The organism is Pseudomonas sp. zfem004, from assembly GCF_032621715.1.
GTDB lineage: Bacteria > Pseudomonadota > Gammaproteobacteria > Pseudomonadales > Pseudomonadaceae > Aquipseudomonas > Aquipseudomonas sichuanensis.
In genome coordinates this window covers 66,026-87,765 of record NZ_JAVYJF010000003.1, presented here as the reverse complement: position 1 = coordinate 87,765, position 21,740 = coordinate 66,026, and the positions used below count along the sequence as shown (strand labels likewise).

The 21,740-nt window shown below is 63.9% G+C and carries 17 protein-coding genes and 1 pseudogene; 9 read left to right on the top strand and 9 right to left on the bottom strand.

Features of this window, described 5'->3' with window-relative positions; translation table 11 throughout:
• Nucleotides 1-137: 137 nt before the first annotated feature.
• Nucleotides 138-407: a hypothetical protein gene (locus RTH46_RS04075; RefSeq protein ID WP_153789056.1), complete on the top strand. Its 270-nt coding sequence runs from the start codon at nucleotides 138-140 to the stop codon at nucleotides 405-407.
• Nucleotides 408-419: 12 nt separating this feature from the next.
• Here the strand turns inward: RTH46_RS04075 and RTH46_RS04070 are convergent, their stop codons facing one another.
• From RTH46_RS04070 to RTH46_RS04060, 3 genes and pseudogenes are all read right to left on the bottom strand, one after another.
• A complete protein-coding gene (locus RTH46_RS04070; RefSeq protein WP_153789047.1) occupies nucleotides 420-662 on the bottom strand; it encodes a BrnA antitoxin family protein in 243 nt (80 codons plus the stop codon).
• Nucleotides 637-918 (bottom strand): annotated as a pseudogene (locus RTH46_RS04065) (BrnT family toxin). The gene RTH46_RS04070 and the pseudogene RTH46_RS04065 overlap by 26 nt, the downstream one beginning before the upstream one ends.
• A 186-nt stretch (nucleotides 919-1,104) precedes the next feature.
• Nucleotides 1,105-2,427: a DEAD/DEAH box helicase gene (locus RTH46_RS04060; RefSeq protein ID WP_153789048.1), complete on the bottom strand. Its 1,323-nt coding sequence runs from the start codon at nucleotides 2,425-2,427 to the stop codon at nucleotides 1,105-1,107.
• Between the two features lie 144 nt (nucleotides 2,428-2,571).
• On the opposite strand from RTH46_RS04060, the gene RTH46_RS04055 reads away from it, so the two are divergent.
• On the top strand, nucleotides 2,572-3,846 hold the full coding sequence (locus tag RTH46_RS04055) for a mechanosensitive ion channel family protein (protein WP_279845397.1): 1,275 nt from the start codon (nucleotides 2,572-2,574) through the stop codon (nucleotides 3,844-3,846).
• An 80-nt stretch (nucleotides 3,847-3,926) separates the two neighbouring features.
• Here RTH46_RS04055 and RTH46_RS04050 read toward each other — a convergent pair whose 3' ends face one another.
• The 3 genes from RTH46_RS04050 to RTH46_RS04040 all read right to left on the bottom strand — a co-directional run bounded on the left by RTH46_RS04050 (nucleotide 3,927) and on the right by RTH46_RS04040 (nucleotide 6,088).
• Nucleotides 3,927-4,799, bottom strand: a complete 873-nt coding sequence (locus tag RTH46_RS04050; RefSeq protein WP_153789050.1) for a carboxylate/amino acid/amine transporter — start codon at nucleotides 4,797-4,799, stop codon at nucleotides 3,927-3,929.
• 264 nt (nucleotides 4,800-5,063) lie between these two features.
• Nucleotides 5,064-5,663, bottom strand: coding sequence for an FMN-dependent NADH-azoreductase (locus RTH46_RS04045; protein ID WP_316905098.1), 600 nt, complete (start codon nucleotides 5,661-5,663; stop codon nucleotides 5,064-5,066).
• 110 nt (nucleotides 5,664-5,773) lie between these two features.
• Nucleotides 5,774-6,088 (bottom strand): 3-phosphoglycerate kinase, encoded by a 315-nt coding sequence (locus tag RTH46_RS04040; protein ID WP_316905097.1) that lies wholly within the window; start codon nucleotides 6,086-6,088, stop codon nucleotides 5,774-5,776.
• A gap of 50 nt (nucleotides 6,089-6,138) precedes the next feature.
• Here RTH46_RS04040 and RTH46_RS04035 point away from each other — a divergent pair, with 50 nt between their 5' ends.
• The 4 genes from RTH46_RS04035 to RTH46_RS04020 all read left to right on the top strand — a co-directional run bounded on the left by RTH46_RS04035 (nucleotide 6,139) and on the right by RTH46_RS04020 (nucleotide 10,334).
• Nucleotides 6,139-7,062 (top strand): LysR family transcriptional regulator, encoded by a 924-nt coding sequence (locus RTH46_RS04035; RefSeq protein WP_110995903.1) that lies wholly within the window; start codon nucleotides 6,139-6,141, stop codon nucleotides 7,060-7,062.
• 13 nt (nucleotides 7,063-7,075) lie between these two features.
• Nucleotides 7,076-7,888 carry an alpha/beta hydrolase gene (locus RTH46_RS04030; RefSeq protein ID WP_316905096.1) on the top strand — a complete coding sequence of 271 codons (813 nt, stop codon included), beginning with the start codon at nucleotides 7,076-7,078 and terminating at the stop codon, nucleotides 7,886-7,888.
• Nucleotides 7,882-8,439, top strand: a complete 558-nt coding sequence (locus RTH46_RS04025) for a peptidylprolyl isomerase (protein ID WP_125859592.1) — start codon at nucleotides 7,882-7,884, stop codon at nucleotides 8,437-8,439. The genes RTH46_RS04030 and RTH46_RS04025 overlap by 7 nt, the downstream gene beginning before the upstream one ends.
• A 62-nt stretch (nucleotides 8,440-8,501) precedes the next feature.
• Nucleotides 8,502-10,334 (top strand): ABC transporter ATP-binding protein, encoded by a 1,833-nt coding sequence (locus RTH46_RS04020; RefSeq protein WP_279848909.1) that lies wholly within the window; start codon nucleotides 8,502-8,504, stop codon nucleotides 10,332-10,334.
• Nucleotides 10,335-10,471: 137 nt separating this feature from the next.
• On the opposite strand, the gene RTH46_RS04015 is transcribed toward RTH46_RS04020, so the two are convergent.
• The gene (locus RTH46_RS04015) at nucleotides 10,472-11,599 is read right to left on the bottom strand and encodes a GNAT family N-acetyltransferase (RefSeq protein WP_316905095.1); all 1,128 of its coding nucleotides are present in this window, start codon (nucleotides 11,597-11,599) and stop codon (nucleotides 10,472-10,474) included.
• Nucleotides 11,600-11,838: 239 nt separating this feature from the next.
• On the opposite strand from RTH46_RS04015, the gene RTH46_RS04010 reads away from it, so the two are divergent.
• Nucleotides 11,839-13,083 carry a putative porin gene (locus RTH46_RS04010; protein WP_316905094.1) on the top strand — a complete coding sequence of 415 codons (1,245 nt, stop codon included), beginning with the start codon at nucleotides 11,839-11,841 and terminating at the stop codon, nucleotides 13,081-13,083.
• Between the two features lie 138 nt (nucleotides 13,084-13,221).
• Here RTH46_RS04010 and RTH46_RS04005 read toward each other — a convergent pair whose 3' ends face one another.
• Complete coding sequence (locus RTH46_RS04005) at nucleotides 13,222-14,343, bottom strand: beta-ketoacyl-ACP synthase III (RefSeq protein ID WP_279848915.1); 1,122 nt, start codon at nucleotides 14,341-14,343, stop codon at nucleotides 13,222-13,224.
• 217 nt (nucleotides 14,344-14,560) lie between these two features.
• The gene (gene hrpA / locus RTH46_RS04000) at nucleotides 14,561-18,466 is read right to left on the bottom strand and encodes an ATP-dependent RNA helicase HrpA (protein ID WP_316905093.1); all 3,906 of its coding nucleotides are present in this window, start codon (nucleotides 18,464-18,466) and stop codon (nucleotides 14,561-14,563) included.
• A gap of 492 nt (nucleotides 18,467-18,958) precedes the next feature.
• Between hrpA and RTH46_RS03995 the strand changes: the two genes are divergently transcribed.
• Nucleotides 18,959-20,323, top strand: coding sequence for a glutamine synthetase family protein (locus tag RTH46_RS03995; protein ID WP_316905092.1), 1,365 nt, complete (start codon nucleotides 18,959-18,961; stop codon nucleotides 20,321-20,323).
• A 26-nt stretch (nucleotides 20,324-20,349) separates the two neighbouring features.
• The gene (locus tag RTH46_RS03990; RefSeq protein WP_316905091.1) at nucleotides 20,350-21,657 is read left to right on the top strand and encodes an FAD-binding oxidoreductase; all 1,308 of its coding nucleotides are present in this window, start codon (nucleotides 20,350-20,352) and stop codon (nucleotides 21,655-21,657) included.
• Nucleotides 21,658-21,740 lie beyond the last annotated feature (83 nt).

Below are 21,740 nucleotides of genomic sequence, written 5' to 3'. Positions count from 1 at the left end.
GTTCTCGTCCGGCGCATCCTCCTGCCGGTCAAGGACTTGTCGCGGATGGCCGCAACCCGGGATGCCGTTGTCGATCAGGCTGAACTTTCAAATTGCCCCGCCTCTCACACGTAGCAGGATCACCAGAGGCCAAGATGATGAAAACCCTCTACCGCGCCGCAATGTTTGCCAGCCTGGCGTGTGCCTTGCCCGCCTGGGCCTGCACGCCGGAAGAAGCCACGCATAAACGCGAGGAACTCGCCGGGCTGGTTGCCCGGCTGACCGAGCAGAATCCGCAGAAAGCCAAGGAAATCAATGACGAACTGCAAGGCATGGAGCTCGGGACGGCAAGCAAGGACTTGCCGGACAAATGCCAACTGATCGACAAGCGGATCAAGGAATTGAAGGAAGCCGAGAAAAAGACCTGAGCAGCGCCTGTCTCAACGGCGCTGCTGGGCCAGCATGTATTGACGCAGCAACTGGTTGATTCGCGTCTGGTAGCCACTGCCTTGGTCCTTGAACCAGGCCAGCACGTCAGCGTCGAGGCGAATGGTCACGGTTTGCTTGGCAGGTAACCGAAGCTCGGCCTGGCGGAAGAAATCGTCGTCCAGCTCGGGGATATCCGAGGTGTCGATCGGCCCGCGGCCGGAGTGTTCATCACTGTTTCTGGATGGTTTCGACATAGCGTATTTCCTCGCGTCGGGTAGCTCTTCTGGCGGAGATGACTCGGATCACATCCCCTTGCCGCTCGGTCTAGGCGACCACGCTGACCCAGGCGTTGATCCAGCCCATGCTGATCCAACGTGGTTCTATGTAGTCGAAGCGCTCATCCTTGAGCACCAGCATCGGGTGCCGGAACATGTCGGGCACTTCGTTGAAATCGATACCGTGCTTGCGGATGTTCAGCTGGTTCTTTTCCTCGTCCCATTCAAACCGCATGGGACTTTCGTATTTACAGTTGTACATACGCTACTCCTGCCAGCGAAAACATGCCAGAGGGAGTTTGGAAGCCAGGCAGCAAAATGCCTGGACCAAAGAGCAGTTTGGGAAATGGGCTACGCACGCTTGGGGAAAGCGCGAAATCACCCGCCACCCTTGCGGTGGCGGGCTTGAACCGAAAAGCGCTTACTCCGCTGCTGGCTTGCGCTTCTTCAGCGGTGCCATGCCATCGGAACTGGCCAATGGTGCATTGGCCTTGGGCTTGGCGGTCGGTTTGCGCTTGGCGGTGCCCTTCTTGTCACCGGCCTTTTTCTCGGTCTTTTTCTTCTTGGTGCCAGCTGCCTTGCCCGAGGCCTTGACCTTCTTCGGCCCGCTGTAGGTGCCCTTGACCTCCTTGATGACACGGCGCTCGAACTGCTGCTTGAGGTAGCGTTCGACGCTCGACATCAGGTTCCAGTCGTTGTGGGTGATCAGCGAGATCGCCAGGCCTTCGCCACCGGCACGGCCGGTACGGCCGATACGGTGCACGTACTCGTCGCCGCTGCGTGGCATGTCGAAGTTGATCACCAGGTCCAGCCCGTCGATGTCCAGGCCGCGCGCCGCTACATCAGTGGCCACCAGCACCTTGGAACCGCCTTCCTTGAAGCGGTCGATGGCCAGCTTGCGGTCCTTCTGGTCCTTGTCGCCGTGCAGCACGAAGGCTTTCACGTCCTTGGCCACCAGATGACCGTAGATACGGTCGGCCAGTACACGGGTATTGGTGAAGATGATCGCCTTCTGGTAGGTCTCGTTGGCCAGCAGCCACTGCACGATCTGCTCTTTGTGCTGGTCGTGGTCAGCGGTGATGATCTGCTGGCGGGTACCTTCGGCAAGCTGCGAGACACTGTTGAGCATCAGGTGTTCAGGGTCTTTGAGGACCTTGCCGATGATGTCGCGCAGGGCTGCACCGCCGGTGGTGGCGGAGAACAGCAGGGTCTGCTTGCGGTTCTCGCACTCCTTGCACAGGCGCTCCATGTCTTCGGCGAAGCCCATGTCGAGCATGCGGTCGGCTTCGTCGAGGATCAGCACGTCCACGTGGGACAGGTCGAGGTTGCCGGCATTGAGTTGCTCGAGCAGGCGGCCCGGGGTGCCGATCAGCACGTCCGGCACCTTGCGCAGCATGGCGGCCTGTTCCTTGAAGTCTTCACCGCCGGTGATCAGGCCCGACTTGATGTAGGTGAACTGGGAGAACAGCTTCACCTGCTTGAGGGTCTGCTGGGCCAGCTCGCGGGTCGGCAGCAGGATCAGCGCGCGGATTTCCACGCTCGGGCCGCTGCGGTCGACCAGGCGGTTGAGCAGTGGCAGGACGAATGCAGCGGTCTTGCCGCTGCCGGTCTGTGCCGTCACCCGCAGGTCACGCCCTTGCAGGGCCAGGGGAATGGCCGCTGCCTGCACCGGGGTCGGCTCGACAAATTTCAGCTCGGCCACGGCTTTGAGCAGGCGTTCGTGCAGGGCGAATTGGGAAAACACGGGGGTAACCTCGGGCAAGTGCGAAAAATTCAAGTTGCATAGGGTAACGTTTTCCGCCGCCAGAACCGAATTTCTTTTGGCAACTTTGCGCCGATCCACGCTCTAATGCCGCTTCGTACCGCAACACAGACCGTTTCTACGCTTATGGACCTCCAACGATTCTGGCGCGATGCCCTCGACCTCTGGGGCACCCTCGACCAACACCCGCTGCTGCACGCCGCCCTCGGACTGGCCGTGCTGCTGCTCGTCTCGCTGCTGATCGGCCGCCTGGCGCGCTTCCTGATCCTGCACACCAGCCGCCTGCTGGGCCGCCAGCCGGCGCTCAAATGGCTGGACGACCTGCGCCACAACAAGGTGCTGCACCGCCTGGCCCAGACCACCCCATCGCTTGTGGTGCAGTTCGGCCTGAAGCTGGTGCCGGAACTTTCGGCCACCGCCCAGCATTTTCTCGGCAACCTCGCCCTGGCCATCACCCTGCTGTTCATGACCCGCGCGCTGTCGTGCCTGCTCGACGCGCTGCTGGACATCTATGCCCGCACCGAGCATGCCCGCACCCGCTCGATCAAGGGCTACATGCAGCTGGCCAAGATGATGCTGTGGATCTTCGCCGCCATCGTCATCGTCGCCACCCTGATCGACCGCTCGCCGCTGTTGCTGCTGTCGGGTCTGGGTGCCATGTCGGCGGTGCTGTTGTTGGTGTACAAGGACACCCTGCTGTCGTTCGTCGCCAGCGTGCAATTGACCAGCAACGACATGCTCCACGTCGGCGACTGGATCGAGATGCCCCAGGCCGGGGCCGACGGCGATGTGGTGGATATCACCCTGCACACGGTCAAAGTGCAGAACTTCGACAAGACCATCGTCTCCATCCCCACCTGGCGCCTGATGAGCGAGTCGTTCCGCAACTACCGCGGCATGCAGCAATCCGGCGGGCGGCGGATCAAACGCAGCCTGTTCATCGACGCCGCGGGCGTGCGCTTCCTGACCCAGGAAGAAGAACAGCGCCTGGGCCAGGTGCGCCTGCTCGGCGGCTACCTGGCCGGCAAGCGCCAGGAGCTGCGCGAATGGAACGAGGCCCAGGGCCACAACGCCGGGTTGTCGGCCAACCGCCGGCAGTTGACCAATATCGGTACCTTCCGCGCCTTTGCCCTGGCGTACCTGAAGAGCCACCCCAACGTGCACCCGAACATGACCTGCATGGTCCGCCAGATGCAGACCACCGCCGAGGGCGTGCCGCTGGAGATCTACTGCTTCACCACCACCACGGTATGGGCCGAGTACGAGCGCATCCAGGGCGACATCTTCGACTACCTGCTGGCGGTGTTGCCGGAGTTCGGCTTGAGCCTGTACCAGCAGCCCAGTGGCAATGACATGCGCGCGGGGCTTGCGACGCGAGTTGCGCGTCAGGAACCGGCCTGAAGCCAATGCGGGGCAAGCCCGCTCCCACAAGCACCGTGGGAGCGGGCTTGCCCCGCGACAAGGCCATCAAAGCCTGCCAATCAACGCGATGCTGGCTGCACAGTACGTTGCCCGCCCAACCGGCTCATCCACACCGACAACAAGATGATCGTCCCGCCAACGGCCAACCTGCCCAGCGGTTCGTCCTGGTTCCAGATCAGCAGGTTCAGCAGCAGCCCCACTGGTACATGCAGGTTGTTCATCACCGCCAGGGTGCCGCCGGATACCAGGCAGGCGCCCTTGTTCCACCAGTACAGGCCAAGCGCGGTCGGGCACAGCCCAAGGAACAACAGCACCAGCCACTGGGTGTCGGTGCTCGGCAGGTGCTGGGCGTTGCCGAACAGCAGGAAGGCCGGCAGCACCACCAGCAGCGCGCCGAGGTAGAAATAGCCGAAACGTCGGTAGTGCGGCAGATCGCTCGGGTGGCGCGCCACCAGATGGCGGTACAGCACCTGGCCGGCGGCGTAGGTGAAGTTGGCCAGCTGCAACAGCAAGAAGCCCACGAAGAACTCGCCCGTGACACTGTCGAAACGGATCACCGCCGCGCCGGCCACGGCCACCAGCGCAGCCAGCAGCGCCCACGGGTTGAAGCGCCGGTTCAGGGCGTCCTCGATCAAGGTGACGTGCAGCGGTGTGAGGATGGTGAACAGCAGCACTTCAGGCACGGTCAGCACGCGGAAGCTCAGGTACAGGCACACGTAGGTAATGCCGTACTGCAACGCGCCGATCAACAACATGGAGCGCATGAAACGCGGTTCGACCTGGCGCCAGCGGGTCAATGGCAGGAACACCAACCCGGCCAGCACCACCCGGGCCAGCACGGCAAAGTAGCTGTCGACGTGGCCGGCCAGGTATTCGCCGATCAGGTTGAACGAGTACGCCTGGATCAGCGCGACGATTATCAGGTAGCCCATGGTGGCCTCTCGTGGATCAAGGCGGCGACCTTAGCGGGTTGGGTCCGGGCAGTTCAACCATGAGGTTTGTAAGGGCTGTGCCGGCCTCTTCGCGGGTAAACCCGCTCCCACAGGATCATGCATAACCTGTGGGAGCGGGTTTACCCGCGAAGAGGCCGGCATAGGTATTTGCTGTGTCCCAGCCATAAAAAAGCCCGGCCGCAATGGCCGGGCAGGTACACCCAAAGGAGCAACAAGGTGTCAGGGTTGGGAATTCGTTGAGCCTCAGGCCACCGCGGCCAGCTTGGCCTTGGCCTGGTTCAGGCCCTTCTCGTGGAACTCGCCGCTCATGTTCAGGCCTTCGGCATGGATGAAGTCCACATCATGGATGCCGATGAAGGCCATCACCTGGCGCAGGTAAGGTTCCTGGTGATCGCTTCTGGCGCCGGCATGGATGCCGCCACGGGCGGTCAGGACGATGGCGCGTTTGCCGGTCAGCAGGCCTTGCGGGCCGGTCGGGGTGTACTTGAAGGTGATGCCGGCCCGCAGGACGTGGTCGAGCCAGGCCTTGAGGGTGCTGGGGATGGTGAAGTTGTACATCGGCGCCGCCATCACCAGCACGTCGGCTGCCAGCAGTTCGTCGGTCAGCACGTTGGAACGGGCCAGGGCCTCCAGCTCGGCGGCGCTGCGCTGCTCCTCAGGCTTCATCCAGCCGCCCAGCAGGTTGGCATCCAGGTGTGGCACCGGGGCCACGGCCAGGTCACGGACCTTGATCTCGTCAGCAGGGTGCGCCGCTTGCCATTGGGCAATGAAATCCTGGGTCAGTTGACGGGAAACGGAATCCTGCTGGCGGGCACTGCTTTCGATGATCAGTACGCGGGACATGGTTGCCTCCATCGGCGGTAAAGGGTGGCGATTCGATGGAGGTGAGATTAAGGGTTGACCTATCGATAAAAAAGCGTAAAAAGTGGGACCAATCTATCGATGAATCAGTTTTATTCCGCTTTGCAGTCCAGCTGGATGCGCAATTTGAGAATCTCGCGGTTGAATTTCGCCGTTACATCGACGCTCTTGCCCGCCGGCACATTGACCCGGCGCACGCGCGGCGCCTCGGGGCCATTGCGGAACGTGACCTTGCACGCCGCCGGCACCTGCCCATAGTTGTTGAGGTTGATCGAACCGATGTCGTAGGTGGTGTCATAGGCGGTGTAGTCGACCTTGACCCCGTCGGTCTGTTTCTCCACATCGATGGGGTAGGCCATGGCCCCGAGGGGCAGCCACAACAGCAAAGCCGCACAACATTTCTTCATACCGGCGCTCTCCTTGAGAAGAGCGCAGCTTAGGACAACAGGAGCCCTGGATGAAAGCGCCGCGCGTAACCCTGGATCAGTGGCGGACCCTGCAGGCGGTGGTCGATCACGGCGGCTTCGCCCAGGCCGCCGAGGCGCTGCACCGCTCGCAGTCATCGGTGAGCTACACCGTGGCGCGCATGCAGGAGCAACTGGGCGTGCCGCTGCTGCGCATCGACGGGCGCAAGGCCGTGCTGACCGAGGCCGGCAGCGTGCTGCTGCGCCGCTCGCGGCAATTGGTCAAGCAGGCCAGCCAACTGGAAGACCTGGCCCACCACATGGAACAGGGCTGGGAGGCCGAAGTACGCCTGGTGGTGGACGCCGCCTACCCCAGTGCCCGCCTGGTACGCGCCCTCAGTGCGTTCATGCCGCAAAGCCGCGGCTGCCGGGTGCGCCTGCGTGAAGAAGTATTGTCCGGAGTCGAGGAAGTGCTGCACGAAGGCATCGCCGACCTGGCCATCAGCAGCTTCAACATCGGCGGTTATCTGGGCACCGAGCTCAGCCCGGTGGAGTTCGTCGCCGTCGCCCATCCCGAGCACGCCCTGCACCGCATGGGCCGTGAGATCACCTTCCAGGACCTGGAAAGCCAGCTGCAGGTGGTGATCCGCGACTCCGGCCGCGCCCAACCGCGCGACGTCGGCTGGCTGGGCGCCGAGCAGCGCTGGACGGTGGGCAGCCTGGGCACCGCCACCACCTTCGTCAGCAGCGGCCTGGGCTTTGCCTGGCTGCCCCGGCACATGATCGAACGCGAACTGCGCGATGGCGTGCTCAAGCCCTTGCCACTGGATCAGGGTGGCAGCCGCCACCCGCTGTTCTACCTTTATTCGAGCAAGGAAAAGACCCTGGGCCCGGCCACGCAGATCCTCATCGAGTTGCTGCGCAACTTCGACACCGCGCCGCTGGACGTGCCCTTCGCAGCCCCCCCGCAAGCCTGAGAGGACCGCGCCCATGGCCTGTTTCGAACATGACGGATGCCTGCTGCATTACGAGGAACATGGCCAGGGCGAGCCCCTGGTGCTGTTGCACGGGCTGGGCTCGAGCAGCCAGGACTGGGAGCTGCAGGTGCCTGAGTTCAGCCGCCATTACCGGGTCATCCTCATGGACATCCGCGGCCACGGCCAATCCTCCAAGCCGCGGCGCGGCTACCGCATCAAGACCTTCAGCGAAGACCTGCTGGCCCTGCTCCAGCACCTTGGCACCGGCCCCGTGCACTTCGTCGGCCTGTCGATGGGCGGCATGGTCGGTTTCCAGTTCGCCGTCGACCACCCCGCCTGGCTGCGCAGCCTGTGCATCGTCAACAGTGCGCCGGAGGTGAAACGCCGCACCCGCAGTGACTGGATCTGGTGGCTCAAGCGCTGGGGCCTGGCGCGTGTGCTCAGTGTCGAAACGGTGGGCAAGGGCCTGGCCGCCAGGCTCTTTCCCAAACCCCAGCAGGCCGAACTGCGGCGCAAGATGGCCGAACGCTGGGCCCGCAACGACAAACGCGCGTATCTGAAAAGCTTCGACGCCATCGTCGACTGGGGCGTGCAGGAACGCATCGGGCAGATCGCCTGTCCTACCCTGGTGATCGCCGCCGACCACGATTACACACCGATACAACTCAAGGAGCGTTACGTCGCCCTGATGCCACAAGCCCGACTGGCGGTCATCGAGGATTCCCGGCACGCTACGCCCCTGGATCAACCCGCAGTCTTCAACCGTACCCTGCTGCCCTTCCTCGCAGCCGCTTCCACCTCTCAAGGATCTTTGAGCCCATGCTGAAAAAACTCCTGCTGACCGCCTGCTCGGTCGCCTTCGCCACCAGCGTCATGGCCTCCGACAAAACGCCACACGTGTTGCTGGACACCAGCTTCGGCCAGGTCGAGATCGAGCTGAATGCTGAAAAAGCGCCAATCAGTACGAAGAATTTCCTGCAGTACGTCGACAGCGGTTTCTATAACAATACGATCTTCCACCGCGTGATCCCGGGCTTCATGGTCCAGGGCGGCGGCTTCACCGACCAGATGGTGCAGAAGAGCACCAAGGACCCGATCCGCAACGAAGCCAGCAATGGCCTGCAAAACACCCGTGGCACCTTGTCCATGGCCCGTACCTCCGACCCGAATTCGGCCACCAGCCAATTCTTCATCAACGTGGCCGACAACGATTTCCTCAACCCCGGGCGTGACCGTGGTTACGCGGTGTTCGGCAAGGTCACCAAGGGCATGGAAGTGGTCGACCAGATCGTCAACTCGCCAACCACCGTCAAGAAAGGCATGCGCGACGTGCCGGCCGACCCGGTGTACATCAAGTCAGCCAAACGCATCGACTGACCGCAGGCTTCACAAGGACGTGAACCGCCTGAGGGTCGGATGGAACAGGAGTTATCTCACCCATGCTGTACCGTCGTTTCGAGCAATTGATCGACATCTTCCGCGAGGCGCCGAGCGAGGCGCCACCCGGCAAGGTCTGGCCCTTCTACCTCTATTACCTGCGCCAGGTCTGGCCCAGCTTTCTCGCCCTGCTTATCGTCGGCCTGTTCGCCTCGCTGATCGAGGTGGCGATGTTCAGCTACCTGAGCCGGATCATCGACCTGGCCCAGGGCACGCCCAATGCCAACTTCTTCAGCGCGCACGGCGCTGAGCTGATCTGGATGCTGGTGGTCATTCTGCTGCTGCGCCCGCTGTTCTTCGGCCTGCACGACCTGCTGGTGCACCAGACCATCAGCCCGGGCATGACCAGCCTGATCCGCTGGCAGAACCACACCTACGTGCTCAAGCAGAGCCTGAATTTCTTCCAGAGCGACTTCGCCGGGCGCATCGCCCAACGCATCATGCAGACCGGCAACTCCCTGCGCGACTCGGCAGTGCAGGCGGTGGACGCGCTGTGGCACGTGCTGATCTACGCCATCAGCTCGCTGGTACTGTTCGCCGAAGCCGACTGGCGGCTCATGCTGCCGCTGCTGATATGGATCGCCTGCTACATAGCTGCGCTGTACTACTTCGTGCCCCGGGTGAAAGAACGCTCGGTGATCTCCTCCGACGCCCGCTCCAAACTGATGGGCCGTATCGTCGACGGCTACACCAACATCGCCACCCTCAAGCTGTTCGCCCACACCGACTACGAACAACAGTACGCCCGTGAAGCGATCCGCGAGCAGACCGAAAAGACCCAACTGGCCGCGCGGGTCGTCACCAGCATGGACGTCGTCATCACCTCGCTCAACGGCCTGCTGGTGGTCGCCACTACGGGGCTGGCGCTGTGGTTGTGGAGCCAGTCGCTGATCACCGTCGGTGCCATTGCCCTGGCCACGGGCCTGGTGATTCGCATCGTCAACATGTCGGGCTGGATCATGTGGGTGGTCAACGGCATCTTCGAAAACATCGGCATGGTCCAGGACGGCCTGCAGACCATCGCCCAGCCGGTGACGGTCAGCGACCAGCCCGATGCGCCGGCACTGAAGGTCAGCCAGGGCGCGGTCCGTTTCGAGCACGTGGGCTTTCACTATGGCAAGGGCAGCCAGGTCATCGATGCGCTGAACCTGGACATCCGCCCCGGCGAGAAGATCGGCCTGATCGGCCCGTCCGGCGCTGGCAAGTCGACCCTGGTCAACCTGCTGCTGCGTCTGTACGACGTGCAGGCCGGGCGCATCCTCATCGACGGCCAGAACATCGCCGAGGTCAACCAGGCCAGCCTGCGCGCACAGATCGGCATGATTACCCAGGACACCTCGCTGCTGCACCGCTCGATCCGCGACAACCTGCTGTACGGTCGCCCCGATGCCACTGATGAAGAAGTGTGGGAAGCGGTGCGACGGGCGAAAGCCGACGAGTTCATCCCGCAGCTGTCCGACGCCCAGGGCCGCACCGGCTTTGACGCCCATGTCGGCGAGCGCGGGGTCAAGCTCTCCGGCGGCCAGCGCCAGCGCATCGCCATTGCCCGGGTGCTGCTGAAGAACGCACCGATCCTGATCATGGACGAAGCCACGTCGGCGCTGGACTCGGAGGTCGAGGCGGCGATTCAAGAGAGCCTGGAGACGCTGATGCAGGGCAAGACGGTGATCGCCATCGCCCACCGCCTGTCGACCATCGCCCGTATGGACCGCCTGGTGGTGCTGGACAAAGGGCATATCGTCGAAAGCGGCAGCCACAGTGAACTGCTGGCCCAGCACGGGCTGTATGCGCGGCTGTGGCATCACCAGACCGGTGGGTTTGTCGGGGTAGATTGATACAGTAAACAGCGTGGGAAGACAGCGTGGGAGCGGGCTTGCCCCGCGATGGCGTCAGATCAGGCTATCGTGTCTCCTGATTTGACGCCATCGCGGGGCAAGCCCGCTCCCACGCTGTTCCCACGCCCCCTTGATCTTCATGCCTGACGATACGGCAACATCCCCCGCGCTTCCTCGGCATAGGCCCGCACCCCGGCCCGCTCCTGCAACAGGAAATCCCCCACCGCCCGCCGCAACCCCGGATGCAGCAAGTAGTGCCACGACCGCGTGATCACCGGCTCGAACCCTCGAATCAGCTTGTGCTCACCCTGCGCCCCGGCATCGAAACGCTGCAGCCCTTCGGCCATGGCAAAGTCCATGCCCTGGTAGAAACAGGTCTCGAAATGCAGGCGGTCGAACTCGTCCAGGCAACCCCAGTAACGGCCGTAGAGGCTGTCGCCCCCCACCAGGCTCAAGGCCATGGCCACCTCGCGGCCATTCTGTCGGGCAATCACCACCCGAATCGCCTCGGGCATGCCCGCGGCAATCAGGCTGAAGAATTCGCGGGTCAGGTAGGGTGAACGGCGGCGCACGGTGTAGGTGTTGGCATAGCACAAGTAGACGAAGTCCCACTGCGCCTCGCTCAGTTGATCGCCCCGATACCACTCGAACTCGATGCCATGCGCCGCCACCTGCTCGCGCTCCTTGCGCATCTGCTTGCGCTTGCGCGAGCTGAGCGTGTCGAGGAAGTCCTGGAAATCCCGGTAGCCTCGGTTGCGCCAGTGAAATTGGCACCCCAGGCGCTCCATCCAGCCCGGCAGATCGGCGATGGCCTCGTCCAACGCAGCATCAGTGAAGTTGATATGCGCCCCTGACAATCCGCCCTTGCCCAGGTACTCCGGCATCGCCTGCAGCAAAAGCAGGCCATCGGCCGGGTCGGTACTGAGCAGGCGCGGCCCGCTTACCGGGCTGAACGGCACAGCGCCGAGCAGCTTGGGGTAGTAGGCGATGCCGGCACGCTCGCAGGCGTCGGCCCAACCATGGTCGAACACGTACTCGCCGAACGAATGCCATTTGCGATAGGCCGGCAGCAGCGCCCGCACCTCACCGTCGCGCTCCAGCACCAGGTGTTCGGCGGCCCAGCCGTTGTCGGGCGCGACACTGCCGCTGTCTTCCATGGCACAGAGAAAGGCATGGCGCAGGAAGGGTTGGCCATCGGGCACCAGCGCATCCCAGGTGGTTGCCGGCAGGTCGCGCAGATGGGCAAGGCTGTGAAGGCTGATCACGATTCCGACTCGTTGAATTGAAGTGGGCAGTATTGCCAATGCAGCCGCGACACTCAATTGAACTGCTGTTCACTTAACAGCAGTGCCACCAATTGGACATTATTCTGTCATTCCCCCCCGCAATACTTGCGCCTGTTTTTCGGATGCCCAGAACCTGTCTAGTCAGGCCTTTTCCGAAGACATGCCAACTCGGGGGCGGCCGCGTGAGCCTCCCCACTTTATTCAACAGGGAGAACCTTATGCGTCTTGTTTCTACACTTACTGGAGTGAGCCTCACCGGCATGATGCTGGCTCTGAGTACTCCAGCCAGTGCTGCTGTCGACGCCAAGCTACTCGAAATGCTCCGCGCCAATGGTTCGATCAACCAGGCGCAGTACAACGAACTGCAGGGCGACCTGGCAAAAGAAACCAAGGAAAAGGCCGACCAGAAAGCTCAGTCCGAACGTATGAGCTCCTTTGAACAAAAAGTGGCATGGGCCGCCAAGACCCAGATCAAGGGTGATGTGCGCCTGCGTTACGAAGACGTCAACGTCGACAACCCGATCGCCCGCAGCCCCAACCAGGACCGTGAGCGCGTCCGTGCCCGCGTCGGCTTCTACAGCGAGATCAACCCGCAGGTCGACGCCGGCGTACGTGTGGCCACCGGCAGCAGCGCCGATGCCCGCTCGACCAACCAGAGCCTGGACAACTACTTCGAGAAGAAATCGCTGTGGGTCGACCTGGCCTACCTCGACTGGCACCCCACCGCAGTGCCGAACCTGCACCTGATCGGCGGCAAGATGCTGCAGCCTTGGGTCAGCATGGGCGACATCATCTGGGACAGCGACATCAACCCCGAAGGCCTGGCCGTCACCTACAAGACCAACCTGGGCGGCGCCGAACTGTTCGGCAGCGCCGGTCATTACAACCTGAAGGACAACGTCGACGGCGACGGCGTGCAGTTCAAGCACGACGCTCAGCTGTACCACGGTCAATTGGGTGCCAAGTTCAATGCGACCGATACCCTCAAGCTGACCGTTGGCGGCAGCATCTACGGCTACGACAACGACAAGAAGTCGGCGGCACTGCGCTCGCTGGGCAACACCACCAACGAGTTCAACCTGGCGGAAGGTTTCGGTCAGTTGGACTTCACCGGCTTCGCCATCCCGCTGTCGGCCTACGGCCAGTTCGTCAAGAACACCGAAAGCACCGACGGCAAGGACAAGGCCTGGCTGGCCGGTCTGAAAACCAAGGTGGGTGCCTGGAGCCTGGACTACAACTACCGCGACGTGCAGCGTAACGCCGTGGTCAGCCTGTTCACCGACTCTGACTTCGGTAACGGCTTCACCGGTTCGCGTGGCCACAAGTTCAAGGTCGGCTACGAGATCGACAAGAACTTCGCCCTCGGCGCGGCCTACATGATGGCCAAGACCGACTACTCCAACCTGCCGAACAGCGATGCTGACGTAGACACGCTCCAGGTGGACCTGGAAGCCAAGTTCTAAGCGACACGCTCCTTTCGTTTCACTCTGAGGCGGGAAATGCTGACCCCATCCAGCATTTCCTGCCTTTTTTGCCTGCTGGAAACTGTGGGAGCGGCAAGTCGCATCGGCGCACCGCCGCTCCCACGTTTCAAGCAAGCATCAGCGCTTGCGCAGAATCACGCTACCAATCGAATACCCGGCGCCAAACGAACTCAACACCCCCAGCGAGCCCGCAGCCAAGTCATCCTGGTACAGGTGGAAGGCAATCACCGAGCCCGCCGAACTGGTGTTGGCATAACGGTCCAGAATCACCGGAGCCTCTTCCTCGGCCACCTCACGCCCCAGCAGCTTCTTGACGATCAGGTGGTTCATGCTCAGGTTGGCCTGGTGCAGCCAGAAGCGCTTGACGTCGTTCGGCTGCAGGTCGTTCTCTTCCAGGTGCTGGCCGACGATCTCGGCCACCTTCGGGCACACCTCACGGAACACCTTGCGGCCTTCCTGGATGAACAGTTTGTCCGCTGCGCCCTCGCCCTCCTCCGCCGCACGGTTGAGGAAACCGAAGTTGTTGCGGATGTTGTTGGAGAACTCGGTCCACAGCTTGCTGCTGACGATGTCGAACTGGTGCTTCGAGGTGGCCTGGTCGGCACGCTCGATCAGCACGGCAGTGGCAGCGTCACCGAAGATGAAGTGGCTGTCACGGTCACGGAAGTTCAGGTGGCCGGTGCACACCTCCGGGTTGACCATCAGCACCGCACGCGCCTGGCCCAGTTGCACGCTGTTGGCGGCGGTCTGGATGCCGAAGGTGGCCGAGGAGCAGGCCACGTTCATGTCGAAGGCGAAGCCCTGGATGCCCAGTGCCTGCTGCACTTCGATGGCGATGGCCGGGTACGGGCGCTGCAGGTTGGAGCAGGCGACGATCACGCCGTCGACATCGGCGGCAGTGCGACCAGCGCGCTCCAGTGCCTGGCGGGCGGCAGCCACGGCCATTTCGCAAAGCACCGAGGGTTCGTCGTTGCTGCGCTCAGCCAGGCGCGGCTTCATGCGCTGCGGGTCGAGGATGCCGGCCTTGTCCATCACGAAGCGGCTCTTGATGCCCGAGGCCTTCTCGATGAAGGCGGCATCGGACAACGGCGCGGCCTCGATTTCGCCGCGCTCGATGGCTGCGGCGTTGTCCTGGTTGAACTGCTGCGACCAGGTGTTGAAGGACTCCACCAGTTCTTCGTTGGAAATGCTCTGGGCCGGGGTATACAGGCCGGTGCCGCTGATCACGACGTTGTGCACGGTCGTTCCTCTGGTCAAAGGCCATCGCCATGCGGCGCAGGCCGGGAAAAGGGCAACATAATGGCACCTTGGTACCAATTTAAAGTCGAGGGCAGCGCCCTCGATCGCTGGCAAGCCAGCTCCCACAGTTCAATGCGTCCCCTGTGGGAGCTGGCTTGCCAGCGATCGGCCGCACAGCGGCCGCAAATTCCGTCAAGTTTGCCACAACTTGCAACGGTTAGGCTTCCACCTGACTCCACTGCTTGCTCAGTCGCTTGTCGGAAACCGGCACTTTCGTACCCAACTGCTGGGCGAACAGCGACACCCGGTACTCCTCCAGCAGCCAGCGATACATCAGCAACTGCTCGTCACGCTTGCCCTCCTGGGCATGCTTGTCGGCACGGGCCTTGTACTGGGCCCAGCAATTGGCCAGTTCGCCGCTCCATACCCGGTCCTTCTGCACCTGCGACCCCAGCTTCTCCAGACGCAGTTCCACCGCCTTGAGATAACGCGGCAGTTCCTTGAGCCAGATACCCGGCGTCTCGCGCACAAACCCCGGATAAACCAGGTTGGCCAGTTGCTGCTTGATGTCGTTCAGCGCCACCGCCTGGCTCAGGTCGATCTTGCCCTTGAAGCGCTTCTGCAGGCCATGCCACAGCTTCAGCACCTCAAGGGTCAGGCGTGCAAGGCGTTCGGCATGCTCAATCCAGCTGCCGCGCTTGCGCTCGGCCAGCGACGCCAGGCCAGCACCATCGCGGGGCAAGGGCTCTTCGCCCTCGAGGATGCAACTGTCGAGGCTGGCCAGCAGGATGTCCTCGACCAACGCCTCGACCCGCCCCAGCTCGCGGTACAGCAAGCCCAGTTCGGTCAGCCCCGGCAGCTTGCCGCGCAGGAACTTGGCCGGCTCGGCCAGTTGCTGCAGCAGCAGGCGCTGCAGTGCGCGACGGTGCTGGAACTCGGCTTCGGCCTGGGTGGAGAAACGCCCCTCGCGCACGCTGCCATTGTCCTCGACCAGCGCCGGGTAGACGGTCATCGACAGCCCGGCAATCTTCTGCTGGGCGGTCTGCGCCACCTGAGTGAATGCCTTGGCCTGCACCGGCTGCTCGGCCTTCTCGTTGCGCGGCAGGGCCAACGCCGCCTGGCTGGCGGCGGCGAAGCGCGCGGTCAGCTCGGCCAGGTCACGGCCCTCACCGAGGAACTTGCCCGCGGCGTCGACCACTTCGATGTTCATGCGCAGGTGGCCTTCCACCAGCCCGGCGGCTTCCGCCCAGGCTTCATCGGACACCCGTGCCCCGGTCATGCGCAGCAGTTCCTGCCCCAGCGCCTGCGGCAGGCCGCCCTGGCCGAAGGTCATGCGCGACAGCGCCGCCTTGACGAAGTCCGGCACCGGCACGAAGTTCTTGCGCAAGGCCTTGGGCAGGTTGCGCACCAGGGCAATGCACTTGGCCTCGAGCAGCCCCGGCACCAGCCATTCCAGGCGTTCGCCCGGCAGACTCGGCAGCAGCGGCGCCGGCACCCGCACGGTCACACCATCGCGCGGGTGGTTGGGCTCGAAGTGATAGCTCAGCGACAGGCGCAGCTCGCCCACCTGCAGATGGTCCGGGTACTGCGCGGCGGTCACCTCGCTGGCCTCGCGGGCCAGCACGTCTTCCTCGCGCATGATCAGCAGGTTGGCATCCTTCTGGCTGGTCATCCGGTACCAGGCGTCGAAGGTCGCGGTCTGGTGAATCTCTTGCGGCAGGCGCGCCTCGTAGAAGGCGTACAGCGTCTCTTCATCGGCCAGGATATCGCGCCGGCGCGCCTTGGCTTCCAGCTCGTCGAGCTGCTCGAGCAGGCGCTTGTTGGCCGCCAGGCACTTGGCCCGCGACTGGATCTCGCCACCGACCAGCCCCTCGCGGATGAACAGCTCCCGTGACGTGACCGGGTCGATCGGGCCAAAGTGCACCGGCCGACGGCCGACCACGATCAGCCCGTACAGGGTGATCTGCTCGTAAGCCACCACCTGCCCGCGCTTCTTCTCCCAATGGGGCTCGAAGTGGTTCTTCTTGATCAGGTGGGTGGCCAGCGGTTCGATCCAGTCCGGCTCGATCTTGGCCACCATGCGCGCATACAGCTTGGTGGTTTCCACCAGTTCGGCGGCCATCACCCACTGCGGGCGCTTGCGGCCGATGCCGGACGACGGATGAATCCAGAAGCGGCGCTGACGCGCGCCCTGGTAATCGCCCTCTTCGGCCTTGTGGCCGATCTGACTGAGCAGGCCGCTGAGGATCGCCTTGTGCATGCGCGGGTAATCGCACGGGTCTTTGTTCACCGCAAGCTGCAGGTCGCGGCAGATCAGCGCCAGCTGACGATGGGCATCGCGCCACTCGCGCAGGCGCAGGTAGTTGAGGAAGTTCTTCCGGCACCAGTTGCGCAGCGGGTTGGCGGTCAGCGCCTGGCGCTGCTCCTCGAAACCGCGCCACAGGTTGACCAGGGCGGCGAAGTCGGAATCGACGTCCTTCCACTGGGCATGGGCCTGGTCGGCAGCCTGCTGGCGCTCCGGCGGGCGCTCACGCGGGTCCTGCACCGACAGCGCACTGGCAACGATCAACACCTCTTGCAGGCTGCCCAGGCGAGCGCCTTCGAGCAGCATGCGGCCCAGCCGCGGGTCGATCGGCAGGCGCGCCAGCTGGCGGCCCAGCGGCGTGAGCTGGTTCTCGCGATTGACCGCCGACAGCTCCTGCAACAGGTTGAAGCCATCGCTGATGGCCTTGCCATCCGGCGGCTCGATGAACGGGAACGCGTCGATGGCACCCAGACGCAGGTGCAGCATCTGCAGGATCACCGCCGCCAGGTTGGTACGCAGGATCTCTGGGTCGGTGAACGCCGGCCGACCGTTGAAGTCCTCCTCGCTGTACAGACGGATGCAGATACCCGGCTCGACCCGGCCGCATCGGCCTTTACGCTGGTTGGCGCTGGCCTGGGACACCGCCTCGATCGGCAGGCGCTGGACCTTGGCCCGGTAGCTGTAGCGGCTGATGCGCGCGGTACCACTGTCGATGACATAGCGGATGCCCGGCACCGTCAACGAGGTTTCGGCAACGTTGGTCGCCAACACGACACGGCGCCCGCTGTGGGACTGGAAGATCCGCTGTTGCTCGGCCGGCGACAGGCGTGCGTACAGTGGCAGGATCTCGGTATGGCGCAGTTGCGCCTTGCGCAGGATCTCGGCGGCATCGCGGATCTCGCGCTCGCCGGGCAGGAACACCAGCACATCGCCCGGCCCCTTGCCCTGGCTGCGTTCGTGCTGGGCAATCTCGTCGAGGGTGGCGAGGATTGCCTGGTCGACCGAGAGGTCGTCCTCGATCTGGTTGCCCTCCTCGTCCTGCTCGCTGGTCAACGGGCGATACCAGGTATCCACCGGGTAGGTGCGCCCGGACACCTCGATGATCGGCGCGCGGTCGAAGTGCTTGGAGAAACGCTCCAGGTCGATGGTCGCCGAGGTGATGATCAGCTTCAGCTCCGGGCGACGGTGCAGCAGGGTCTTGAGGTAGCCCAGCAGGAAATCGATGTTCAGGCTGCGCTCGTGGGCCTCGTCGACGATGATCGTGTCGTAGCGCTCGAGGAAGCGGTCATGCTGGGTTTCGGCCAGCAGGATGCCGTCGGTCATCAGTTTGACCAGGGTGTTCGAGTCGCTCTGGTCCTCGAAGCGCACCTGGTAACCGACCAGCGCGCCCAACGGCGTGCCGAGTTCTTCGGCGACCCGCGTCGCCACGCTGCGCGCGGCGATCCGCCGGGGCTGGGTGTGGGCGATCAGGCCATGGCTGCCGCGCCCCAGCTCCAGGCAGATCTTCGGCAATTGGGTGGTCTTGCCCGAACCGGTCTCGCCGGCGATCACCAGCACCTGGTGTTCGGCCAGGGCCTTCTTGATCTCGTCACGCTTGGCCGCAATCGGCAGGCTGTCGTCGTAACGGATGCTCGGCACGCTCTGCTGGCGCGCGGTGACCTGGGCAAAGGAGGCCTGGACCTTCTCCACCCACTGCGCAAGCCTGGCCTCATCGGGGCGCTTGCGCAGCTCGTGCAGTTGCCGGCGCAGGCGATGGCGGTCGGCGATCATGGCGTGGTCGAGGTTGTTCAGCAGTTGGTCGATGGCGTGGTCTGTCATGGGGCTTTTTAATGATGCAGCGGGCGCTGCTTATTCATGATCGGCATTCGAAGGGGCGGGATTGTCGCAGATTTGCCGGTTGTTTGCTGGCAGTACCGGCCCTGTCGCGGGGGAAGCCCGCTCCCACGAACCCGTGGGAGCGGGCTTGCCCCGCGATCAATGTTTAGCCGAACACAATCTGAACGTCGCCATTCACTGCTTTAATCAACCTTACGCGCCATGTGAGTATCCCAAGCATGCTCCCCGACACGCTCATCGCCCGCCCGCTGCCTCGCCCTTCGCTGCCGAAGGCCAGGGCCCGTGCCGGCGAGAATCCGCTGGTGCATGTCATCCTCGCCTTCTGGGCCCTGTGGCATTGCCGCCACGCGCGCCCACCAGACACCTCGCTCGCCACTCACTGACCCGTTGCGGCATCACTGCCGACCTTTTCAGTACGACCGACCGAACCTACACGGCGGTCCTGTGCGCCCGTGGGCGCGAGCGAATTCCACCATGCACTTTGCACCCGCAGAGCAAGCCAGGCGTTTCCTGGCCGACAACCCCGATATCGACCTGATCGAACTGTTCATCCTCGACGCCAACGGCGTGCCACGCGGCAAGCTGCTGCACCGCGATGAACTGCTGGCGGTGTTCGAAACCGGTCGCCCGCTGCCGAGCACCATCCTCGGCCTTACCCTCAACGGCGACGACGTGGAAAACTCCGGGCTGGTCTGGGATGTCGGCGACATCGACTGCCGCGCTTACCCGCTGGAGGGCAGCCTGGTGCGCCTGCCCTGGCGCCGGGTGCCGACCGCCGCGGTGCAGGTCAGCATGCACCCCAGCGAAGGCATGCCAGCCAGCATCGCCGATCCGCGTCACGTACTGCTGCGCACCATCGATGCGCTCAAGGCCGACGGTTACTACCCGGTGATGGCCTGCGAGCTGGAGTTCTACCTGCTCGACCAGCAGCGCGACGCCCAGGGCCGCCCGCAACCGGCGCTGGACAACGACGGTGGCCGACCGCGCACGACGCAAGTCTATGGCCTGCGCGAGCTGGAACAGATCGAACCCTTCCTCGCCGACCTGTATGCCGCCTGCAAGGCCCAGGGCATCCCGGCACGCACGGCGATCTCCGAATATGCCCCGGGCCAGGTCGAAATCACCCTGGAGCATGGCGATGCGCAGGAGGCGATGGACCAGGCCGTGCGCTATAAACGCCTGGTCAAAGGCGTCGCCCACGCCCACGGCATGCAGGCCTGCTTCATGGCCAAGCCGTTCGCCCAACTGGCCGGCACCGGCATGCACATGCACCTGAGCCTGGCGGATGCCGACGGCAACAACCTGTTCGCCAGCGAGGACAAGGCCGGCACCCCGCTGCTGCGCCAGGCGGTCGCCGGCATGCTGCGCCACCTGCGCGAATCGCTGCTGCTGTTCTGCCCCAACGCCAACTCGTACCGCCGCTTCCAGGCCAACAGCTATGCGCCGCTGGCGCCGACCTGGGGCGTCGACAACCGCACCGTCAGCCTGCGCGTGCCGGGCGGGCCGGCCAACAGCCGGCATGTGGAGCACCGCATCTGCGGCGCCGACGCCAACCCTTACCTGGCCGCCGCAGCGATTCTGGCCGCCAGCCACCAAGGCATTCGTGAGCAGCTCGACCCAGGCGCACCGGTGCAAGGCAACGGCTATGCCCAGGCCACCGAGCACCTGCCCACCGACTGGCTCACCACCCTCGATGCCCTCGAGCGTTCGGCCTGGGCCCGGGAAGCCTTCGGCGAGGCCTTCCTGGGTGTGTACCTGAAGGTCAAGCGCGCCGAATACCGCCAGTTCATGGCCGAAGTGGGCGAGCAGGACTGGCGCTGGTACCTGCACCAGGCCTGACAGACGAATTACAACAAGGAACACTCATGAACGCAGCAGTGAACAAAGGGCCTGCCCAGCGCGCGCCGTCCTACTACAGCGCCACCCTCAACGACCACAGCGAATACCCCACCCTCAAGGGCACGGTGCAGGTCGACGTGGCGATCATCGGCGGCGGTTTCACCGGTGTTGCCACCGCAGTGGAACTGGCCGAGCGCGGCCTGAAGGTCGCCATCGTCGAGACCAACCGCATCGGCTGGGGCGCCAGTGGGCGCAACGGCGGGCAGGTGACCGGCAGCCTGTCGGGCGACGAGGCCATGCGCACGCAAATGCGTGACCGGCTCGGCGCCGAGGTGGATGACTTCATCTGGCACCTGCGCTGGCGCGGGCACCAGATCATCGAGCAGCGGGTGCAACGCTATGGCATTGCCTGCGACCTCAAGCGCGGCCACCTGCATGCGGCGATGAAGCCCTCGCACCTGAACGAACTGCGCGCCTTCGAGGCCGAGGCCCAGCGCCGCGGCATGGGCGACCAGGTGCAATTGCTCGACCGCGCCGCCATGGCCGAGCACCTGCAAAGCCCGCTGTATATCGGCGCGCTGAAGAACCGCCGCAACCTGCACCTGCACCCGCTCAACCTGTGCCTGGGCGAGGCCCGCGCGGCACACAGCCTGGGCGCACTGATCTTCGAAAACTCCGAGGTCCTGGACATCGTCCACGGCCCGCGCCCGGCGGTGGTCACCGCCCACGGCCGGATCGAGGCGCGGCAGGTGATGCTGGCCGGCGATGTGTACCACAAGCTGGAAAAGCGCCAGCTCAAGGGCAAGATTTTCCCGGCCATGGGCGGCATCGTCACCACCGCGCCACTGGGTGAACTGGCCGCGCAGATCAACCCCCAGGACCTGGCGGTGTACGACTGCCGCTTCGTCCTCGATTACTACCGCCTGACCGCCGACAAGCGCTTGCTGTTCGGCGGCGGCGCCAACTATTCCGGGCGTGATTCGCGGGATATCGAGGCCGAACTGCGCCCGTGCATCGAACGCACCTTCCCGGCGCTGAAAGGCGTGCCGATCGAGTTCCAGTGGAGCTGCGCCATGGGCATCGTGGTCAACCGCATCCCGCAGCTGGGCAAGCTGTCGGACAACGTGTGGTACTGCCAGGGGTATTCCGGGCATGGCATCGCCACCAGCCACATCATGGGCGAGATCATGGCCGAGGCATTGACCGGGACGCTGGAGAAATTCGACACCTTTGCGGCGTGCAAGCACATCAAGGTGCCGATGGGGGATCTGCTGGGGAATCCGCTGTTGGCGGCGGGGATGTGGTACTACCAGATGCTTGAAAAGCTGCGCTGATTTTCACTGGCCCATTCGCGGGTAAACCCGCTCCCACAGGTTCATCGCCGATTCTGAAAATGGCGCGACTCCTGTGGGAGCGG